The 16,680-nt window shown below is 65.6% G+C and carries 13 protein-coding genes and 1 tRNA gene; 5 read left to right on the top strand and 9 right to left on the bottom strand.

Annotated elements, in window-relative coordinates:
- Window positions 1–134 precede the first annotated feature (134 nt).
- The 3 genes from AC0WRY_RS14080 to AC0WRY_RS14070 all read left to right on the top strand — a co-directional run bounded on the left by AC0WRY_RS14080 (window position 135) and on the right by AC0WRY_RS14070 (window position 5,078).
- Complete coding sequence (locus tag AC0WRY_RS14080) at window positions 135–1,304, top strand: efflux RND transporter periplasmic adaptor subunit (RefSeq protein ID WP_194407551.1); 1,170 nt, start codon at window positions 135–137, stop codon at window positions 1,302–1,304.
- The gene (locus AC0WRY_RS14075) at window positions 1,301–4,447 is read left to right on the top strand and encodes a multidrug efflux RND transporter permease subunit (RefSeq protein ID WP_194407550.1); all 3,147 of its coding nucleotides are present in this window, start codon (window positions 1,301–1,303) and stop codon (window positions 4,445–4,447) included. Before AC0WRY_RS14080 ends, AC0WRY_RS14075 begins: the two co-directional genes overlap by 4 nt.
- 64 nt (window positions 4,448–4,511) lie before the next feature.
- The gene (locus AC0WRY_RS14070) at window positions 4,512–5,078 is read left to right on the top strand and encodes an invasion associated locus B family protein (protein ID WP_194407549.1); all 567 of its coding nucleotides are present in this window, start codon (window positions 4,512–4,514) and stop codon (window positions 5,076–5,078) included.
- A gap of 12 nt (window positions 5,079–5,090) precedes the next feature.
- Here the strand turns inward: AC0WRY_RS14070 and AC0WRY_RS14065 are convergent, their stop codons facing one another.
- Window positions 5,091–7,379 carry an arylsulfatase gene (locus AC0WRY_RS14065; protein ID WP_194407548.1) on the bottom strand — a complete coding sequence of 763 codons (2,289 nt, stop codon included), beginning with the start codon at window positions 7,377–7,379 and terminating at the stop codon, window positions 5,091–5,093.
- A gap of 137 nt (window positions 7,380–7,516) precedes the next feature.
- Here AC0WRY_RS14065 and AC0WRY_RS14060 point away from each other — a divergent pair, with 137 nt between their 5' ends.
- Window positions 7,517–8,191 carry a TetR/AcrR family transcriptional regulator gene (locus AC0WRY_RS14060; RefSeq protein WP_491123259.1) on the top strand — a complete coding sequence of 225 codons (675 nt, stop codon included), beginning with the start codon at window positions 7,517–7,519 and terminating at the stop codon, window positions 8,189–8,191.
- 8 nt (window positions 8,192–8,199) lie between these two features.
- On the opposite strand, the gene AC0WRY_RS14055 is transcribed toward AC0WRY_RS14060, so the two are convergent.
- From AC0WRY_RS14055 to AC0WRY_RS14020, 8 genes are all read right to left on the bottom strand, one after another.
- Entirely contained in the window at window positions 8,200–8,562 is a 363-nt protein-coding gene (locus tag AC0WRY_RS14055; RefSeq protein WP_194407546.1) for a DUF1428 domain-containing protein, read from the bottom strand.
- A 144-nt stretch (window positions 8,563–8,706) separates the two neighbouring features.
- Window positions 8,707–8,780 (bottom strand) — tRNA-Gln (locus tag AC0WRY_RS14050).
- A 248-nt stretch (window positions 8,781–9,028) separates the two neighbouring features.
- Window positions 9,029–10,000, bottom strand: coding sequence for a Bug family tripartite tricarboxylate transporter substrate binding protein (locus tag AC0WRY_RS14045; RefSeq protein WP_194407545.1), 972 nt, complete (start codon window positions 9,998–10,000; stop codon window positions 9,029–9,031).
- Between the two features lie 59 nt (window positions 10,001–10,059).
- Window positions 10,060–11,190, bottom strand: a complete 1,131-nt coding sequence (locus AC0WRY_RS14040; RefSeq protein WP_246776464.1) for an iron-containing alcohol dehydrogenase — start codon at window positions 11,188–11,190, stop codon at window positions 10,060–10,062.
- A 13-nt stretch (window positions 11,191–11,203) separates the two neighbouring features.
- Window positions 11,204–12,241, bottom strand: a complete 1,038-nt coding sequence (pdxA, locus tag AC0WRY_RS14035; protein WP_194407543.1) for a 4-hydroxythreonine-4-phosphate dehydrogenase PdxA — start codon at window positions 12,239–12,241, stop codon at window positions 11,204–11,206.
- Entirely contained in the window at window positions 12,238–13,344 is a 1,107-nt protein-coding gene (locus tag AC0WRY_RS14030; RefSeq protein WP_491123258.1) for a four-carbon acid sugar kinase family protein, read from the bottom strand. Before AC0WRY_RS14030 ends, pdxA begins: the two co-directional genes overlap by 4 nt.
- Window positions 13,341–14,786, bottom strand: a complete 1,446-nt coding sequence (locus AC0WRY_RS14025; protein WP_491123257.1) for an FAD-binding oxidoreductase — start codon at window positions 14,784–14,786, stop codon at window positions 13,341–13,343. The genes AC0WRY_RS14030 and AC0WRY_RS14025 overlap by 4 nt, the downstream gene beginning before the upstream one ends.
- Before the next feature lie 4 nt (window positions 14,787–14,790).
- On the bottom strand, window positions 14,791–15,711 hold the full coding sequence (locus tag AC0WRY_RS14020; RefSeq protein WP_491123256.1) for a dihydrodipicolinate synthase family protein: 921 nt from the start codon (window positions 15,709–15,711) through the stop codon (window positions 14,791–14,793).
- Window positions 15,712–15,814: 103 nt separating this feature from the next.
- Between AC0WRY_RS14020 and AC0WRY_RS14015 the strand changes: the two genes are divergently transcribed.
- Complete coding sequence (locus tag AC0WRY_RS14015) at window positions 15,815–16,666, top strand: IclR family transcriptional regulator (protein ID WP_246776463.1); 852 nt, start codon at window positions 15,815–15,817, stop codon at window positions 16,664–16,666.
- Window positions 16,667–16,680: the final 14 nt, after the last annotated feature.

Genomic DNA, 16,680 nt, shown 5'->3' with positions numbered 1-16,680 from the left:
TTCCAATTGTTTAGGATTCTCAACCGATAGTGCTGTTTACACTGGAACTTGGCGTGTATTATACAAACTCGCTGGAACCCTGCGATTGCCCTGTCATTCGTTAGCTGAGGGCATACGAGCCGACACGAGACGACATGAAAAAGTCCCGGCCGATCCTCTGGCTTCTGATCATCGCGGCCGTGGCCTCCGCGGGTTACTATGGTTGGCAGAAATTCGGATCTGGGGCCGGAAAAACCCAGACCGCCCAGAAGGGTCCACCCCGCCCGCCCGCCGTCCCTGTAAGCGTTGCGCCGGTCCAAAAGGTCGACTTCCCGGTCTACTTGACCGGTCTCGGCACGGTTCAGGGCTTCAACACCGTCCAGGTCCGCAGCCGGGTGGATGGCCAGATCGACAAACTCACCTTCAGGGAAGGCCAGATCGTCCAGGAGGGCGAGCTTCTGGTCTCGATCGACCCCCGTCCCTATCAGGCCACGCTCGACCAGGCCAAGGCCAAGAAGGCGCAGGATGAGGCCAGCCTCGCCAACGCCAATCTCGAACTTCAGCGCGCCATGAAGCTCGGCGAATTCGCGACCGCGCAGCGGGTCGACACCCAGCGCTCGACCGTCGCCCAGCTCACCGCCCAGATCGCCGCCGACGAAGCCGCGATCGCCAACGCCCAGACCCAGCTCGACTACACCCAGGTCAAGGCGCCGATCACCGGCGTCGCAGGCCTGCGCCAGGTCGACATCGGCAACATCGTCAACGCCTCGACGCAGACGGGCATCGTCACGATCTCGCAGGTCGAGCCGATTTCCGTGATCTTCACCGCGCCGGAAGACCAGCTTCCCTATATCAGCGAGGGCCAGAAGAGCGGCGCGCTCAAGGTCATCGCTTTCAGCACCGACGGCAAGAAGACACTGGCCGAGGGCAAGCTTGCGGTCATCAACAACCAGGTCGACACGACCAGCGGGACGATCCGGCTCAAGGCGGTGTTCGACAACAAGGACCACGCGCTGTGGCCGGGCCAATCGGTCTCGACGCGGCTTCTCGTGCGGACGCTGAAGGACGCGACCGTGGTTCCGGATGACGCGGTCCAGCATTCCACCAACGGCCTCTATGCCTATACGGTCAATCAGGACAACAAGGCCGAGGTGCACAAGGTCAAGGTCAGCTATGCCATCGACGGCCATTCGGTCATCGAAGAAGGCTTGAGCCCCGGTCAGCAGGTGATTGTCGGCGGTCAGTTCAAGGTCCAGCCCGGGAGCCTCGTCTCGACGGCGGTGGCGAGCTCGGATCCGGCCCAGAGCAAGGTACGACGGGAATGACCGAGGGCGGGATTTCGGCACCTTTCATCCGTTATCCCATCGGCACCTCGCTGCTGATGGCCGGTATTCTCTTCATCGGTCTCGTCGCCTATCCCCTGCTTCCGGTCGCACCGCTGCCGCAGGTCGACTTCCCGACCATCCAGATCACTGCCAATCTGCCGGGCGGCAGCCCCGAGACGATGGCCTCGTCCGTGGCCCAGCCGCTGGAGCGCCAGTTCGCCCAGATCCCCGGCATCGCGCAGATGACCTCGACGAGCTATCTGGGCACCGCGTCGGTCACCATTCAGTTCGACCTCAATCGCAGCATCGACGGTGCCGCCAACGACGTTCAGGCAGCCATCAACGCGGCCTCCGGCCAGTTGCCGAAGAACCTGCCGTCGCCACCGACCTACCGCAAGGTCAATCCGGCGGACTCGCCGATCCTCATCATGTCCGCCACGTCGGACACCCTGCCGCTGACCACCGTGAGCGACTCCGTCGATGCGCAGCTGGCGCAGCAGATCAGCCAGATATCCGGCGTCGCGCAAGTCATCATCGGCGGCCAGCAGAAACCGGCGATCCGTATCCAGATCGATCCCGCCAAGCTCGTCGCCAAGGGCCTGTCGCTGGAGGACGTGCGCAGCCAGATCGCGATCACGACGGTCGATAGCCCCAAGGGCAACATTGACGGGCCCAACCGCGCCTACACGATCTACGCCAACGACCAGCTCACCCATTCCAAGGACTGGAACGACGTCATCATCGCCTACCGCAACGGCGGGCCGCTGCGCATCCGCGACATCGGGCAGGCCGTCACCGGCCCGGAAGATGCCAAGCAGGCGGCCTGGGCGAACGGCAAACGCGGCGTGTTCCTCGTCGTGTTCAAGCAGCCCGGTGCCAACGTCATCGAGACCGTAGACAAGATCAAGGCGGCCCTGCCACGCCTCGTTGCGGCGATCCCGCCGGCGATCAAGATCGAGCTGATGAGCGACCGAACCCAGACGATCCGGGCCGCGGTCGAAGACGTCCAGTTCACCCTGCTCCTGACCATCGTCCTTGTGGTCATGGTCATCTTCATCTTCCTGCGCAGCTTCTGGGCGACGGTCATTCCCACGATTACCGTCCCTCTGGCGCTGCTTGGCGCCTGCTCGCTGATGTGGGTGGCCGGCTATACCCTGGACAACCTCTCCCTGATGGCACTGACGATCGCGGTCGGCTTCGTGGTCGATGACGCCATCGTCATGCTCGAAAACATCTCCCGCTACGTCGAGGAAGGCGAAGCGCCGATGGCCGCCGCCTACAGGGGCGCGAAGGAAATCGGCTTCACGATCGTTTCCATCAGCATTTCGCTGGTCGCGGTGCTGATCCCGCTGCTGCTGATGGGCGGCATCATCGGCCGCCTGTTCCGCGAGTTCGCCGTCGTGCTGGCGATGACCATCTTCGTCTCGATGGTCGTCTCCCTGACGCTGACCCCGATGATGGCCTCGCGCTTCCTGCGCGCCCATGGCGAAGTCAAGCACGGCCGCTTCTATCAGTGGAGCGAAGGCGCCTTTGACGCGATGCTGCGCGGCTATGAGCATGTTCTCGACATCGCCCTGAGCTGGAGGCGCACCACGCTCGCCATCTTCTTTGCGACCCTCGCCCTGTCGGTCTATCTCTTCGTGCTGATCCCCAAGGGCTTCTTCCCGCAGCAGGACAACGGCCTGATCACCTCGACCTCCGAAGCCTCGCAGGACATTTCCTTCGCGGCCATGAAGGAGCGGCAAGAGGCGCTCGCCAAGGTCGTGCAGGCGGATCCAGGCGTCGCCAGCGTCGCCATGGCGATCGGCGGCAGCGGCAGGGCCGGCAACAACGGCGGCCTGTTCATCACGTTGAAACCGCGCAATCAGCGCGACGCTTCGGCGCAGGAGATCATCGCACGCCTCCGTCCCCAGCTCGACAAGGTGCCCGGCGCCCGCCTCTACATGCAGGCGTCGCAGGACGTCCGGCTCGGCGGCCGGCCGACGCGTACGCAGTTCGAATTCACGCTGCAGGACGCCAATCTGGAGGAGCTCAACGAATGGGCGCCCAAGATCCTCGCCAAGATGCAGACGCTGCCGGAGCTGCGCGACGTCGCGACCGACCAGCAGACGCAGGGCACCACCGTCCAGCTCAAGATCAACCGCGACACCGCCTCACGCTACGGCATCCAGCCGCAGCTGATCGACGACACGCTGTATGACGCCTTCGGACAGCGGCAGGTCACGCAGTATTTCACCCAGCTCAACACCTACAAGGTGATCCTGGAGATCCTGCCGGAGATGCAGGGCAATCTCGACAGCCTCAACAAGCTCTATCTCAAATCGCCGCTGACGGGCGATCAGGTCCCGCTGTCGACATTCGCGACCTGGACCACCGATCCGGTCCGCCCGCTCTCGATCAGCCATCAGGGCCAGTTCCCGGCGATCACGATCAGCTTCAACCTCGCGCAAGGCGTCGCGCTCGGCCAGGCAACCGAAGCCGTCCAGAAGGCGATGGCCGATCTCGGCGCGCCGCCGACGCTCAACTCGAGCTTCCAAGGCACCGCGCAGGCGTTCCAGCAATCGCTCGGCACCGTGCCGCTGCTGATCCTCGCCGCGCTCGTCGTCGTCTACCTGATCCTCGGCATTCTCTACGAGAGCTACATCCATCCGATCACGATTCTGTCGACGCTGCCCTCGGCCGGCGTCGGCGCGCTCGCGATCCTGATGGCGGCCGGCTTCGACTTCAGCCTGATTGCGCTGATCGGCATTATCCTTCTGATCGGCATCGTGAAGAAGAACGGCATCATGATGGTCGATTTTGCGATCGCCGCCGAACGCGACGAGCACAAGACGCCGGAGGAATCGATACGCCAGGCCGCGCTGCTGCGCTTTCGCCCGATCATGATGACGACGATGGCCGCCCTGCTTGGCGGCGTGCCTTTGATGCTCGGTCACGGCACCGGCGCCGAGATCCGCCAGCCGCTCGGCTACGCCATGGTCGGCGGCCTCATCGTCAGCCAGGCGCTGACGCTGTTCACGACGCCCGTCGTCTATCTCTATCTCGACAAGCTCAACAATTGGTTCTCCACCTGGGGCCGTTCGGACGACGACGAAGGCGACGAGGCGACCGCGCACGGCACCGTCAAGCAAGCGGCCGAGTAAGCTTGCGCCGCGCCTCCCGCGACGCTACAGCGGGGCCCCCGGTTCACGCCAACGCGGTTTCGTCATGCTCATGCAATCCAGACTTGTCGCCCTCGCCGCATTTATCCTGTTGTCCTTGGGCGCCGCGCATGCCCAGCAGGGCGCGAAGAAGAACGCAGCACCTGCCCCGGCCGTACACCCCTCGCCCGCGTCGACACAAGCACAGGCTGACGGTGCGCCCGGGCAGCCCGGCTGGATCGTCCGCTGCACCAGCGCCAGCCGCGATGCGCCGCTCGAATGCGCGATGGAGCAGAACGCGGTGCTGACCAAGACCGGCCAGACCGTCGTCCTGATCAACATCCGCATCGCGCCCGACACCCGCACGCCGGTTGCGCTGCTGCAATTGCCGCTCGGCCTCAACCTTCCCGTCGGCGCCAAGCTTCAGGTCGATGAAGGCAAGACGTTCGACCTGCAGATCCAAACCTGCGAGAATCGCGGCTGCTACGCCTCGACGCCGGTCGCGGCGGACCTCCTCGCCGCCTTGCGGTCGGGCAAGCAGTTGAAGGTCTCGTTCCAGAACATGGCCAAGGAGACGATCGCGATCCCGATGCCGCTGGGCGATTTTGCGGCCGCCTACGACAAGATCAAGTAAGGGGCTTCTCCGTCACTGCCGCGCCATCTGCGCGTTGCCGACGGCTTCGCCGTCGAGCTTCTGGTCGTCATGCATGGTGACAGTGACGCGCAGCAGCTTTCCCCCGTACGCGAACGGCGCCGCGTAATGCGAGACCGGGCTGCCGCGGTCGCGGCCGATGTCGAGGCCTGACCACGAGATCAGCGTGTGGAAGCCGAGCTGGGTCTGCAGCGACCCCGCCGGCTCGCCGTCGATCAGCAGCGTGTACGCGCTGACGCCGGTGCGCGCGCCCTTCGCCGGCGGCTCCTTGCGCACCAGACGCTCGACATGCACGCCGAGCCGCCGCGCGCCTGACGGTACCTTGCGGTCCGACCGCACGATCTGGTGGCTGCCGCCGATGTTGAGATCGTGCACGAGATGGCCGTCGCTGACATAGAGGCTGTAGCCCGACGTCGCATCGCCGTGCGAGATCAGCACGCCGTCAGCGCCCTGCTCGTCGGTCTCGACATGCGCCTCGATCGTGTAGCTGCGGCTGCGCACATCGGGCGCGACGTCGGTCGGCACGTGGCCCATGCCGGCGTGAAAGACGAAGTGGTGGCGCGCACCGTGGAAACGCTTGGCATTCTCCGCAAAGCGCGGCCCGAAGCGATCGTCGAGCGGCAGCACGTTGTGCTTCTCGGCCTCGTCCCACCACATCGCGATCATCCGGCCGAGACGCTCCGGCTCGGTTGTCGCAAGGTCGTTGGTCTCGGAGAAATCCGCATCCAGATGGAACAGCTCCCATTTGTCGTTCTCGAACGGCGTGCCCGACGGATGAAAGGCGACCGCCTTCCACCCGGCGTGCCAGAGACCGCGATGGCCGAACATCTCGAAATATTGCGGCGAGCTCTTCGACGGCGCGGATGCATCCGCGATCGACCGCGCAAAGCTCTCGCCTTCGAGCGGCATCTGCCGGCAGCCCGCGATATCCGCGGGAGCGTCGATGCCGATCAGATCCAGCAGCGTCGGCGTGAGGTCGCAGGCGTGGACGAACTGGTGACGCAGCTCGCCTTTGGCCACAATCCTCTTCGGCCAGTTGATGACGAAGGGATCGCGGATGCCGCCGCCATGGGTGTTCTGCTTGTAACGGCGCAACGGCGTGTTGGACGCCATCGCCCAGCCATGCGGGAAGTTGCTATGGGTGTCGGGCCCGCCGATATCGTCGATGCGGGCGAGCTTTTCGGCGATCGGCTCCGGCTTGAAGTTGAACGGCCCCATCGCATTGACGAAGCCGAGCGGCCCGCCCTCCTGGCTCGCGCCATTGTCGGACATCACGATGATCACGGTGTTGTCGCGGATGCCGGCCGTGTCGAGGAATGCGACCAGCCGCGCCAGATGGCGGTCGGAATGGTCGAGCATGCCGGCGAAGGCCGCCTGCAGCCTGGTGAAGACGCGCCGCTCGTCGGCCGAATGCTCCTCCCAGGCCTTCACGCCGTCATTGCGCGCGGGCATCTTCGTAGCCGCGGGCACCAGGCCCATCGCCTTCTGGCGCGCGAGACGCTGCTCGCGCTCGACGTCCCAGCCATGGGCGAAGGCGGCGTCATAGCTCCTGATGATCTCGGCCGGCGCCTGATGCGGCGCGTGGCAGGCCCCGAGCGCGACCCAGGTCAGCCAGGGCACATCAGGCCGATCGGCGAGGTGATCGCCGATGAAGCGGATCGACTGGTCGATCAGGTCTTCGGTCAGATGATAGCCGTCGGCGTAGCTGCCCGGCGGATCGACATGCGTGTTGTCGGAGACGAGCTCCGGCGCGTACTGGTCAGTCTCGGCATCGAGGAAGCCGTAGAAGCGATCGAAGCCGCGCCCGAGCGGCCAGCCGTCGAACGGGCCGGTGGCCCCGCTCTCGGTCAGCGGCGTGACGTGCCATTTGCCGACCATGTAGTTGCGATAGCCGTGCCCGCGCAGCATCTCGGCCAGTGTCCCCGCCTCGCGCGCGATCTTACCGCGATAGCCGGGATAGCCGGAATCGAAATTGGCGAGGCACCCGACCCCGACCGAATGATGGTTGCGCCCGGTGAGCAGCGCGGCGCGCGTCGTCGAGCACATTGCGGTGGTGTGGAAACCGCTGTAGCGCAGGCCTTCCGCGGCGAGCCTGTCGATGGTCGGCGTTTTGATCACCGAACCGTAGCAGCCGAAATCGGAGAAGCCGACGTCGTCGAACAGCACGACGAGGATGTTCGGCGCGCCCGCGGGCGGCTTCACGGCGTCCGGCCACCAGGGTTTTGACTCCGCAACCGTCTTGCCGACGCTGCCGCGGAACGGCGTACCGCTGCCTGCGCTCATCTGATCCTCCCTGCTGGGCCGTATTTCGTTGTCTTGAGCCCCGTTGTCTGTGGCGCGCCCGCGGTTGACCCGCGGTTCGTATCGGCCTAAATTATAATCCGAATTATGATTATGATTTTTGGCGGATGCAAGCCCGGATGCGCCCACGGTCAGACCAGCATGAGCTTCCCGATTTCGACCTGCCGGGGGTGGCTCCGTCGCGGCAGAAGCGCAGCCGGGAAACGACGCTGGCTCTGCTGCACGCCGGCGCCGCGATGCTGAGGACGCGCAGCCTTGGAGAGCTCTCGATCGAGGCGCTGTGCACCGAAGTCGGAGCCACCGTCGGCGCCTTTTACAGCCGTTTCGAAAGCAAGGAGAGCTATTTCAACGCGCTGATGGCACTGGCCACACGCGACGCGGAGCAGCGGCTCGGCGACATCCGTCCGCCCTTCCCCGGCATGGGCCTCGACGAGCTCTGCCATGTCGTCGTCAGCGGCGTCATCGTCTGGATGCGCAGCCACGAGGGCGTGCTGCGCGCCGCACTTCAGCACGACGACACTCGTCCGGACCAATGGACGCCGTTCAAAGCCCTCGCCCGGGCGACCACCACGCGCGCGACCCCGCTCCTGCTGCCGGCCATGGGCAAGGGCCGCAAGGCGGCAAAGACCCGCGCCATCGCCTTCGGCTTCCAGATCGTGCTGGGCACGCTGGTGAACGCGATCCTCAACGATCCCGGACCGCTGTCGCTCTCGTCGAAGGAGATGGAGACGCGGCTCGCCGACTGCCTGTTGCTGCTGCTCCAGGCCGAATGCGGCCGCGCGGCCCCGAGATAGGACTTCTGTCAGCCGACGACGTCGCTCGCCTGCATGAGCGTCGTGAAGCCGCCATAGATCATGCGCTTGCCGTCGAACGGCATGCCCTCCATCTTCAGCCGCGGGTCCGCCATTACCTTCTTGTTGACGGCGTCGCGGGTCTCCCGGTCGCGGTAGACGATCCAGGAGAACACCACGACTTCGTCTTCTTTCGCCATCACCGCACGCGGGAACGAGGTCAGCTCGCCATAGGGGACGTCGTCACCGATGCATTCGACGTAATCGAGTGCACCGTGCTCCATCCAGAGCGCGCAGGTGGTCGCCGTCAGCGTCTTGTAAGCCTCGATCTTGTCCTTCGGCACGGCCAGAACGAAACCATCGACATAGGGCATCACGGATCTCCCAAGGGTTGTATGGCCCAAGGACGATGCAGAGCGCGGCGATCCGACGGCGAGATGCGATTTTCAGCTGAGGCAAACCGTCGCGAGCGGCGCGGCTATCCGAACGAAGCCTGGATCGTGGAGAATGCCCGGGACTGGCTGGGGAACCTGGATTCGAACCAAGACAAACAGAGTCAGAGTCTGTTGTGCTACCGTTACACCATTCCCCAACGGAATAGTCGAACAAATTCAAACACTTGCTGATTTGTTCGACTGTCACCGGAAGCGCGTTTGGCGCAAATCACGGCTCGGGCGTGGCAGGGTTCTACCCGCTCGTTTCCGGGCTGGCAAGCGCCGCGGTGGATGGATCGCCGCCTAAAGCATGACCCGGAAAAGTGCGCAGCGGTTTTCCGAAAAGATCACGCTTTAACCATTAACCTCGAGCGCGATGGCGATTCCATCCTCATCGCATCGCGCTTTAGTCCAGCTTGATGTTCGCGGCCTCGATCACCTTCTTCCAGCGCGCCGTCTCGGCGGCGATGTAGGCCGCGAACGGTTCGGAATCCACGGCGACCGCGGTGGCGCCGAGCTCGGCCAATTTCTGCACCGTCTCCGGCTGCTGCATGAAGGCACGGATCTCGGCTGAGAGCTTTTCGACGATCGGCTTCGGCGTCCCGGCAGGAACGAAGAAGCCGTGCCAGGCCACGGCCTCGAAGCCGGGCAGGAACTCGGCGACGGCCGGCGCCTGCGGATCAAAGTCTGCGCGCTTGGGCGTTGCGGTCGCGAGCAGCGCGAGCTGGCCGGTCTTCACCTGCGGCAGCAGCAGCGGCACGTTGTCGAACGCGAGATCGATCTGTCCGCTCAGCAGATCCGTCAGCATCTGGCTCGAGCCCTTGTAGGGCACGTGCACCATCTTAGTGCCGGTCATCTGCTGGAACAGCTCGCCGGCAAGATGCTGCGAGGTGCCGACACCGGCCGAGCCGAACGAGACCTTGTCCGGATTCGCCTTCAGATAGGAGATCAGCTCGGGCACGGTGCGCGCCTTGATCTTGTTGGGGTTAACGACGAGCACGTTGGGCACGACGCTAATCTGAGCGACCGGCATCAGGTCCTTGTCCGGCTGGTAGCTGAGCTTCGGCCCGTAGAGCGACGGGTTGATCGCAAGCGCGGACGTGCTGGCAACGCCGAGCGTGATGCCGTCAGGCGCGGATTTCGCGAGCCGCGTCACGCCGAGGATCGAGCCGGCACCGCCGACATTCTCGACCACGAAGGGCTTGCCGAACTTCACCTGCAAATGGTTGGAGACCATGCGCGCGAAAATGTCCGCTGTGCCGCCGGCGGCAAAGGGAACGATCACCGTCACCTGCTTGGACGGATAGGCATCCTGCGCCTTCGCCGGTGACGTCGCCAGCAGCATGACTGAGGCAAGAGCAGCCCACATCGATCTCATCAAAGTTTCCTCCGTTGTCCGTGTCGTTGATTGGCCGCCGCGCGGAGCGGCGGAAAGAGCTAGAACGCGGCCTCGTACATGCTCAGGATCGAGTCCCGGCCGAGGTCGCGCGGATTGTTGTCGAGCAGGCGGCGAATGGCGTGCGCCTCGTCGGCCATCACGCCGAGATCGTTTCTGGGCACGCCGAGCGCGGCGAGCCGCATCTCGATGCCGAGCTCCTTGCAGAACCCATAGGTCGCGTCGAATGCGAGCTTCGGATCGTTGCGTTCCTGCAAGCCCAGTGCGCCCAGCACCGCGACCGTCTTCGCCTCCACCGCCGGCATGTTGAAGGCGAGCGTGTGCGGGAAGATCACCGCACAGGCCAGCCCATGCGCCACGTGGTGACGCGTGCCGAGCGGATAGGCCACCGCATGACCGGCGGTCGTGTTCACCGGCCCGAGGCAATAGCCGCCATAGAGCGAGGCCAGCGACAGACCCGCGCGCGCCTCGCGATCACCGCCATCGGCCACCGCGCGCTTGAGATAGCGTCCGACCAGCCGCGCGCCCTCGAGCGCGTAGAGATCGATCGTCGGATGCGCCTTGCGGCTGGTATAGGCCTCGACGCAATGCGCCAGCGCATCGACGCCGGTCGCCGCGGTGACGTCCTTCGGCACGGTCATCGTCAGGTCCGGATCGACGATGGCGATGTCGGCCAGCATGAAGCGGCTCTGCACCGCCTGCTTGTTCTGGCTGACGGGATCGGTGACGAGCGCGCGCGTGCCAGCCTCGCTGCCGGTGCCCGACGTCGTCGGGATCTGCATCAGGGCCACGCTGCGGCCGGCCACCTTTTCCGGCCCGACGATGTCGGCGAAAGGCACGTCACTCGTGCACATCACCGCAACCAGCTTGGCGAGATCCATCGCGCTGCCGCCACCGAAACCGACGACGAGATCGGGCTTGACGTCCTTCGCCATTGCCACCGCCTTCTCGAGATTGGGCAGGTCCGGCTCGGGCTTGACGTCGCCGAACACCTTGACGGCGCCCGGCAGCGCCAACGTGTCGACGCGGCGTGCGTTGAACGGATCGGAGATCACCAGCGGCCGCTTGGCGCCGATCCGCGCGGCGAAGCGCGCCGCGGCGGTGATGGTGCCGTTGCCGAACTCCAGGATGGTGGGGCGCTGGATTTCGATGGGCGTGAAGGCGTTGGTCATCTTGCGTTCGATCTCATGATTTGGATGCGGAGGCGCCGGCGGACAGCCGTTCGGCATAGTCGATGGCCTCGATCAGGCTGTGCTCATTGGCGATGCCCTTGCCGGCGATGTCGAAGGCGGTGCCGTGATCGACGGATGTGCGGATGATCGGCAGCCCCAGCGTGATGTTGACGCCCGAGAGCTCCTGCCAGCGGCCGGTCGCGGGATCGACCTGGAAGCCGAGCAGCTTGACCGGGATATGGCCCTGGTCGTGATACATCGCGACCGCCGCATCGTACTGGCCGGCGCGCAGCTTGACGAAGATGGTGTCGCCGGGCACGGGGCCGACGACGTCGAGACCATCCGCAACCGCTTTCGCGATCGTCGGCGCGGAGACGTCGATATCCTGCCGGCCGAACAGGCCGCCCTCGCCGGCATGTGGATTGAGCGCGGCGATCGCGATCTTCGGCTTGGCGATGCCGAGCCGCAGCAAGGCATCATTGGTGAGGTCGATCACCATGCGCAGGCGCTCCGGCGTCAGACGCTTCGGCACGTCCTCCAGCGCCACATGGGTCGAGACGTGGCTGACACGCATGTTGCCGTGGGCGAGCAGCATCACCGAGCCGCGCACGCCGGTGAGATGCGCCAGCATCTCGGTATGACCGGGAAAATGATAGCCGGCCTTGTTGAGCGCTTCCTTGTTGAGCGGCGCGGTGACGATGGCCCCGGTCCGTCCCGCCTGCGTCAAACGCACGCCTTGCTCGATCGCCTTGTAGGCAAAGCGGCCGCCATCGGCGCTGAGCACGCCGGGCTTGATCGGGTCTCCCTCAGCATCCGCCTGCAGGTAGCAGAGGTTCGGCCACTCACGATCCTCCGCGGAGACTTGGGGGATCGCAACATTGGCCCCGAGAGCCGCCTTCGCACCATCGAGCGCCGCGCCGCTGCCGATGATCAGCAGGCGCAGATCGCCGGTCGCGATCCGGTCCTTCAGCCCGACGCAGGCCTTGACGATGATCTCCGGGCCGATCCCGGCCGGGTCGCCCATGGTGATGGCAAGATGACGAGAGGTCATGTCGGACTCTCCATTCTGAGTAGATGATTGTCCCGCAGCAGATCTCGCCACAGCTCGCTGGGACCGAATGCACCGGATTTCGAGATGATTTCGACGCCGGCCCAGCGGCCGCCCTGCAGGATCGAGCGCGGCAGTCCCGGAACAACTCGCCCTGTCACCTCGAGCGCATGCGCGCCGAGGGCGACGCATGCGGCTCTCAGGGTTTCTCCACCGGCAACGATCAGCGTGCCCGGCGGTTCGAGTGCCGCAGTCAGTGCTGCCATTTCGCGCGCGATCCGCTGCGCCGCCTCGACGCGCGACAGACCGTCGGCAAGCGAGAACTTGACCAGCGCCACGCCCTCGTCGGCCAGCTTGCGTCGCACGCCCGCGCCACCCTCGCCCTCCGTCACCGCGATGGTGGCTTCGCCACATGCCGCGAGTTGGGCTGCGGTGGCAGCCTGGTCGGAGCCGAACAGCCCCAGCACCGGCGACTTCAATTGGCTCGGCGCATCGGCACGATGGCTGCGGGCCAGCGCACCCGCCAGGCCGCCGCTGCCGCACCACAGCACGGGCCCCGGCATGCGGCGCGCCATGTCGACGACGCGATCGAGGTCGAGGTCGCTCTCGGCATCGAACACCTGAACGCCGCCTTGCGAGAGCGTGTCGGGTGTGCCCGGCCGTGCATCGAAGCCGTCTTGCCTCAATTGATCCAGCAGATTGTCGCCGACCCGATGCCAATCGCCATGCACGGTGCGCGCGAAGTGCTGGCCGCCGACGGTGCGGCGCCCCTGATAGTCGAAGGCGGGCGCGACCACGCAGGAGGCCCAATGGCCAGTGCGCAGGCAGGCGCCAAGCTCGGCCGCCCACGCGCCCCGAAGAAGGCTGTCGACCTTCTTGTAGGCGATCGTCCCGCCCTGGAGGTACGGCGCCAGTCGGCCGACGATTCCGACGCTCTCCGCCTTCGACCGCTCACGGGTGCCGCTGTCGATTGCCAGGCTGCCGGAGCCCCGCGGCGCAAATGTTTCCGACCAGATAACGTCGAACGGCCCGCACAGGCCGACGAACTCCGCCGCGGTGTCGAGCGCGCCGGTGAGATCGTCGGCGAGCAGGCGGACGCTGGTCATCGCTGCACGCCTCCTGCGGCGAAAATCTTGCCCGGATTCATCAGGCCGTTCGGGTCGAGCAGCCGCTTGATGTCGCGCATCAGGTCGATGTCGTTGGGATCGGCGACGCGGGCGAGACGGCCACGATTGGTGATGCCGATGCCATGCTCGGCGCTGATCGCCCCGCCCTGCGCCGCGGTCTCGTCATCGACGATCTCGTTGATCTCGGCGACCAGCTTGGCCGTAGCATCCGGGTCCTGGCAATGCATCCGGTCGATCAGGGCCACGACGTGGATGTTGCCGTCGCCGATATGGCCGTGCATCACCACGTTCGCATGCGAGACGGCCGCCTTGATCCGGGCTTCGACATTGGTCACGAAGGCCGCCTGACGCTCCAGCGGAACCACGCTGTCATGCGACACGACATAGCCGCTACGCTTGTTGCCTTCGGACACACTGTGCCTGACGGCCCAGATCGCCTTGGCCTGCGCGAGATTGGACGCGAGGATCACGTCTTCAGCCAGACCGACCTCCATCGCGTCCGCCAGCACCGTGGCCAGCGGCTCGTCGAGATCGACGCCGGGAAGCGTGTCGGTCAGCTCGACGATCAGATACCATGGCGTCGTCAGCTCGAAGGGAATGGTGACATGCGGCACGGTCGCGGCAATCGCCTCGATCTGCGACCGCGACATGATCTCGAGGCTGCCGAGCCGGTCCCCGACCGTGCCGCGCAGGCGCTGCATGATCTCGAGCGCCTGCTCGACGCCCTGCAATTTCAACAGCGCCAGCGCCGTGCTGCGCGGCGGCGCGAACAGTTTCAACACCGCCGCGGTGACTATGCCGAGCGTGCCCTCCGCACCGATGAAGAGCTGCTTCAGCGCATAACCGGTGTTGTCCTTGCGCAAGGCGCGCAGCCCATTGAAGACGCGCCCGTCAGGCAGCACGACCTCCAGGCCGAGCACGAGATCGCGCGTTGGACCGTAGCGCAGCACGGCGGTGCCGCCCGCATTGGTCGAGATGTTGCCGCCGATCTGGCAGGAGCCCTCGGCGCCGAGGCTCAAGGGGAAATAGCGATCGACGTCCCGCGCCGCGTTCTGCACCTCCGCGAGAATGCAACCGGCCTCGACCGTGATGGTGTTGGCAAGCGGGCTGACGTCGCGCACGGCCCGCATCCGGTCGAGCCGGATCACGACATTGCCCGCGTGATCGTCGGGCGTCGCCGCCCCGCACATGCCGGTGTTGCCACCCTGCGGCACGATCGCGAGCCGCCTTGCTGCGCAGAACTTCACGATTGCGGCGACCTCGGCCGTCGAGCCGGGCTTCACCACGGCGACGGCCCGACCGTGATAGCGCCCGCGCCAGTCCACCACATAAGGCTCCTGGTCGGTCCCTGCCGCGATGACGTGCTTGTCGCCGACGATCGCGGCGAGCCCGGTCAACGCATCCTGGAATGCGCAGGACATGGCGCTAGACGTCCGCGGCGAACGCCGCCGCATTCGCGAGCAGCTCTTTCACCTGAGCTGGCGGCAAGGATTCCAGCGGCGGCCGCAGGCGCTGCCAACCGGCATGCCGGGTGCGATCGGCCACCAGCGCCTTCAGCGAGGCCATCTGCGGAAAGCGCGAGACCAGCTCGCGCGCCTTCACGATGCGCGCCTGCGCCGCCTTGAGGGGTGCGTCGTCGTCGCTGTCGCGAAAGTGCTTGTAGACATAGGCCAGGTCGCGCGCGACGAGGTTGGAGGTCGCGGTGATGCAGCCGGCGCCGCCCTTGCGCAGCAGCGGCAGGAGCAAGGGATCAGCCCCGACCAGAACCGAGAAGCCCGGGAAGCACTCGACCATGGCACTCATGTTGGCGAAGTCGCCCGAGGAATCCTTGATGCCGGTGAAGGTCGTCGGATAGGCGTTGCGCAGCCGCTCGATCAGAGCATGCGAGATCGGCTGCGCCGACATCTGCGGAATGTGATAGAGCACGATCTTCAACCCGGCATCGCCGATGCGCTGCACGACCTCGCTGTAGGAGGCAAAGATGCCGTCGTCGCTGACGCCCTTGTAATAGAACGGCGGCAGCATCACCACGGTCTCGACGCCGACCGAGAGCGCATGACGCGTCAGCGCGATGGTCTCGGTGAGCGCGGCGACGCCCGTTCCCGGAAGAAGCCGCTGCGGCGCGATGCCCGCGGCCACCGCCGCGTCGAGCAGTGCCATGCGCTCGGCCGCCGAGAAGGAGTTCGCCTCGCCGGTGGTGCCGAGCAGCGCAATGCCGTCGCAGCCCTCCTCCAGCAAATAGCGGCAATGCGCGACGAAGCGCGCATGATCGGGGGCAAGTTCGGCGTCGAGCGGCGTCAGCGCGGCGGAGAACACGCCATGAGGGTGCAGCGATGATGTCGACAAACTTCCTCCGATCGCCAAATCGATATTGTTCGGAATGCGAACATTTGTTATTGTGTTGACCTGTCGTAAAATCAGCCGGCCGCCACGTCAAGGGCGGTGCGTCATGGCGAGGCATTCGGGCATGACCAAGGTCGAGAAAAAGGCCACGAAGCGCAAAGCGGAATCGCTCCCGAAAAATCCAAAGAACTACGTTGCTTCCGTCGGCAAGGCCTTTGCCGTGCTCCAGAGCTTCAGCAGTGAGGCTTTCGAGCTGACCCTGAGTGAGATTGCCGCACGGGCCGATCTCGATCGCGGAACGGCGTTTCGCCTGATCCAGACCCTGGTCGAGCTCGGCTATCTCCAGGCTGTTCCACCGAGCCGGCGGTTCCGCCTCGGGATTGCGTGTCTCGACCTCGGCTACAACGTGCTCTCGCATGGATCGTTGCGGCCGATGGTCGAGCCGCTGCTGCGCGGCCTCGTGCCTGATGTTGGCGACGCGGCTTCCCTCGGCATCCTCGACGGCGGCGACGTCGTCTATCTCGCGCGCGTCGGCGCCGGCCTCGACCGCCACAAGATGGACCGCCGGCCCGGCACGCGCATTCCCGCCTACAGCGCCGCGCTCGGCCATGTCATGCTGGCGCATCTGGCGCGTGAGGAACAGATTGCGCGGCTGGAAGCGCGCCCACGCGTCAAGCTGTCAGAGCGGACGCTGACCGATCTCGATGCCCTGCTCGCCCGGCTCGACCAGGTGAAGAAAAAGGGCCACGCCGTCTCCGACGGCGAGAACGCCTACGGCTTGCGCACGCTGGCAACGCCGATCTTCGACGCGCAGGACCAGGTGATCGGAGGATTGAGCGTCACGGTCGATGCGATGCGCATGGACATGGCAGCCTTCCGCGATCAGGCGCTGCCGAAGTTGATGCAGCTGACGGCCCAGGTGCAGGATCTCGCGATCAAGTCGGGACTGACGAGCTGATCACGGGACGGGGT

This window comes from Bradyrhizobium sp. T-12 (assembly GCF_058314695.1).
This window is presented reverse-complemented; position numbering and strand designations above follow the sequence as displayed.

Coding starts and splice junctions, on each gene's coding strand:
- AC0WRY_RS14045 (WP_194407545.1), bottom strand. CDS start 10,000: ATGAGATCGATGTGGGCTGCTCTTGCCTCAGTCATGCTGCTGGCGACG.
- AC0WRY_RS14060 (WP_491123259.1), top strand. CDS start 7,517: ATGCGCCCACGGTCAGACCAGCATGAGCTTCCCGATTTCGACCTGCCG.
- AC0WRY_RS14015 (WP_246776463.1), top strand. CDS start 15,815: ATGGCGAGGCATTCGGGCATGACCAAGGTCGAGAAAAAGGCCACGAAG.
- AC0WRY_RS14055 (WP_194407546.1), bottom strand. CDS start 8,562: ATGCCCTATGTCGATGGTTTCGTTCTGGCCGTGCCGAAGGACAAGATC.
- AC0WRY_RS14040 (WP_246776464.1), bottom strand. CDS start 11,190: ATGACCAACGCCTTCACGCCCATCGAAATCCAGCGCCCCACCATCCTG.
- AC0WRY_RS14025 (WP_491123257.1), bottom strand. CDS start 14,786: ATGTCCTGCGCATTCCAGGATGCGTTGACCGGGCTCGCCGCGATCGTC.
- AC0WRY_RS14070 (WP_194407549.1), top strand. CDS start 4,512: ATGCTCATGCAATCCAGACTTGTCGCCCTCGCCGCATTTATCCTGTTG.
- AC0WRY_RS14075 (WP_194407550.1), top strand. CDS start 1,301: ATGACCGAGGGCGGGATTTCGGCACCTTTCATCCGTTATCCCATCGGC.
- AC0WRY_RS14030 (WP_491123258.1), bottom strand. CDS start 13,344: ATGACCAGCGTCCGCCTGCTCGCCGACGATCTCACCGGCGCGCTCGAC.
- pdxA (WP_194407543.1), bottom strand. CDS start 12,241: ATGACCTCTCGTCATCTTGCCATCACCATGGGCGACCCGGCCGGGATC.
- AC0WRY_RS14080 (WP_194407551.1), top strand. CDS start 135: ATGAAAAAGTCCCGGCCGATCCTCTGGCTTCTGATCATCGCGGCCGTG.
- AC0WRY_RS14065 (WP_194407548.1), bottom strand. CDS start 7,379: ATGAGCGCAGGCAGCGGTACGCCGTTCCGCGGCAGCGTCGGCAAGACG.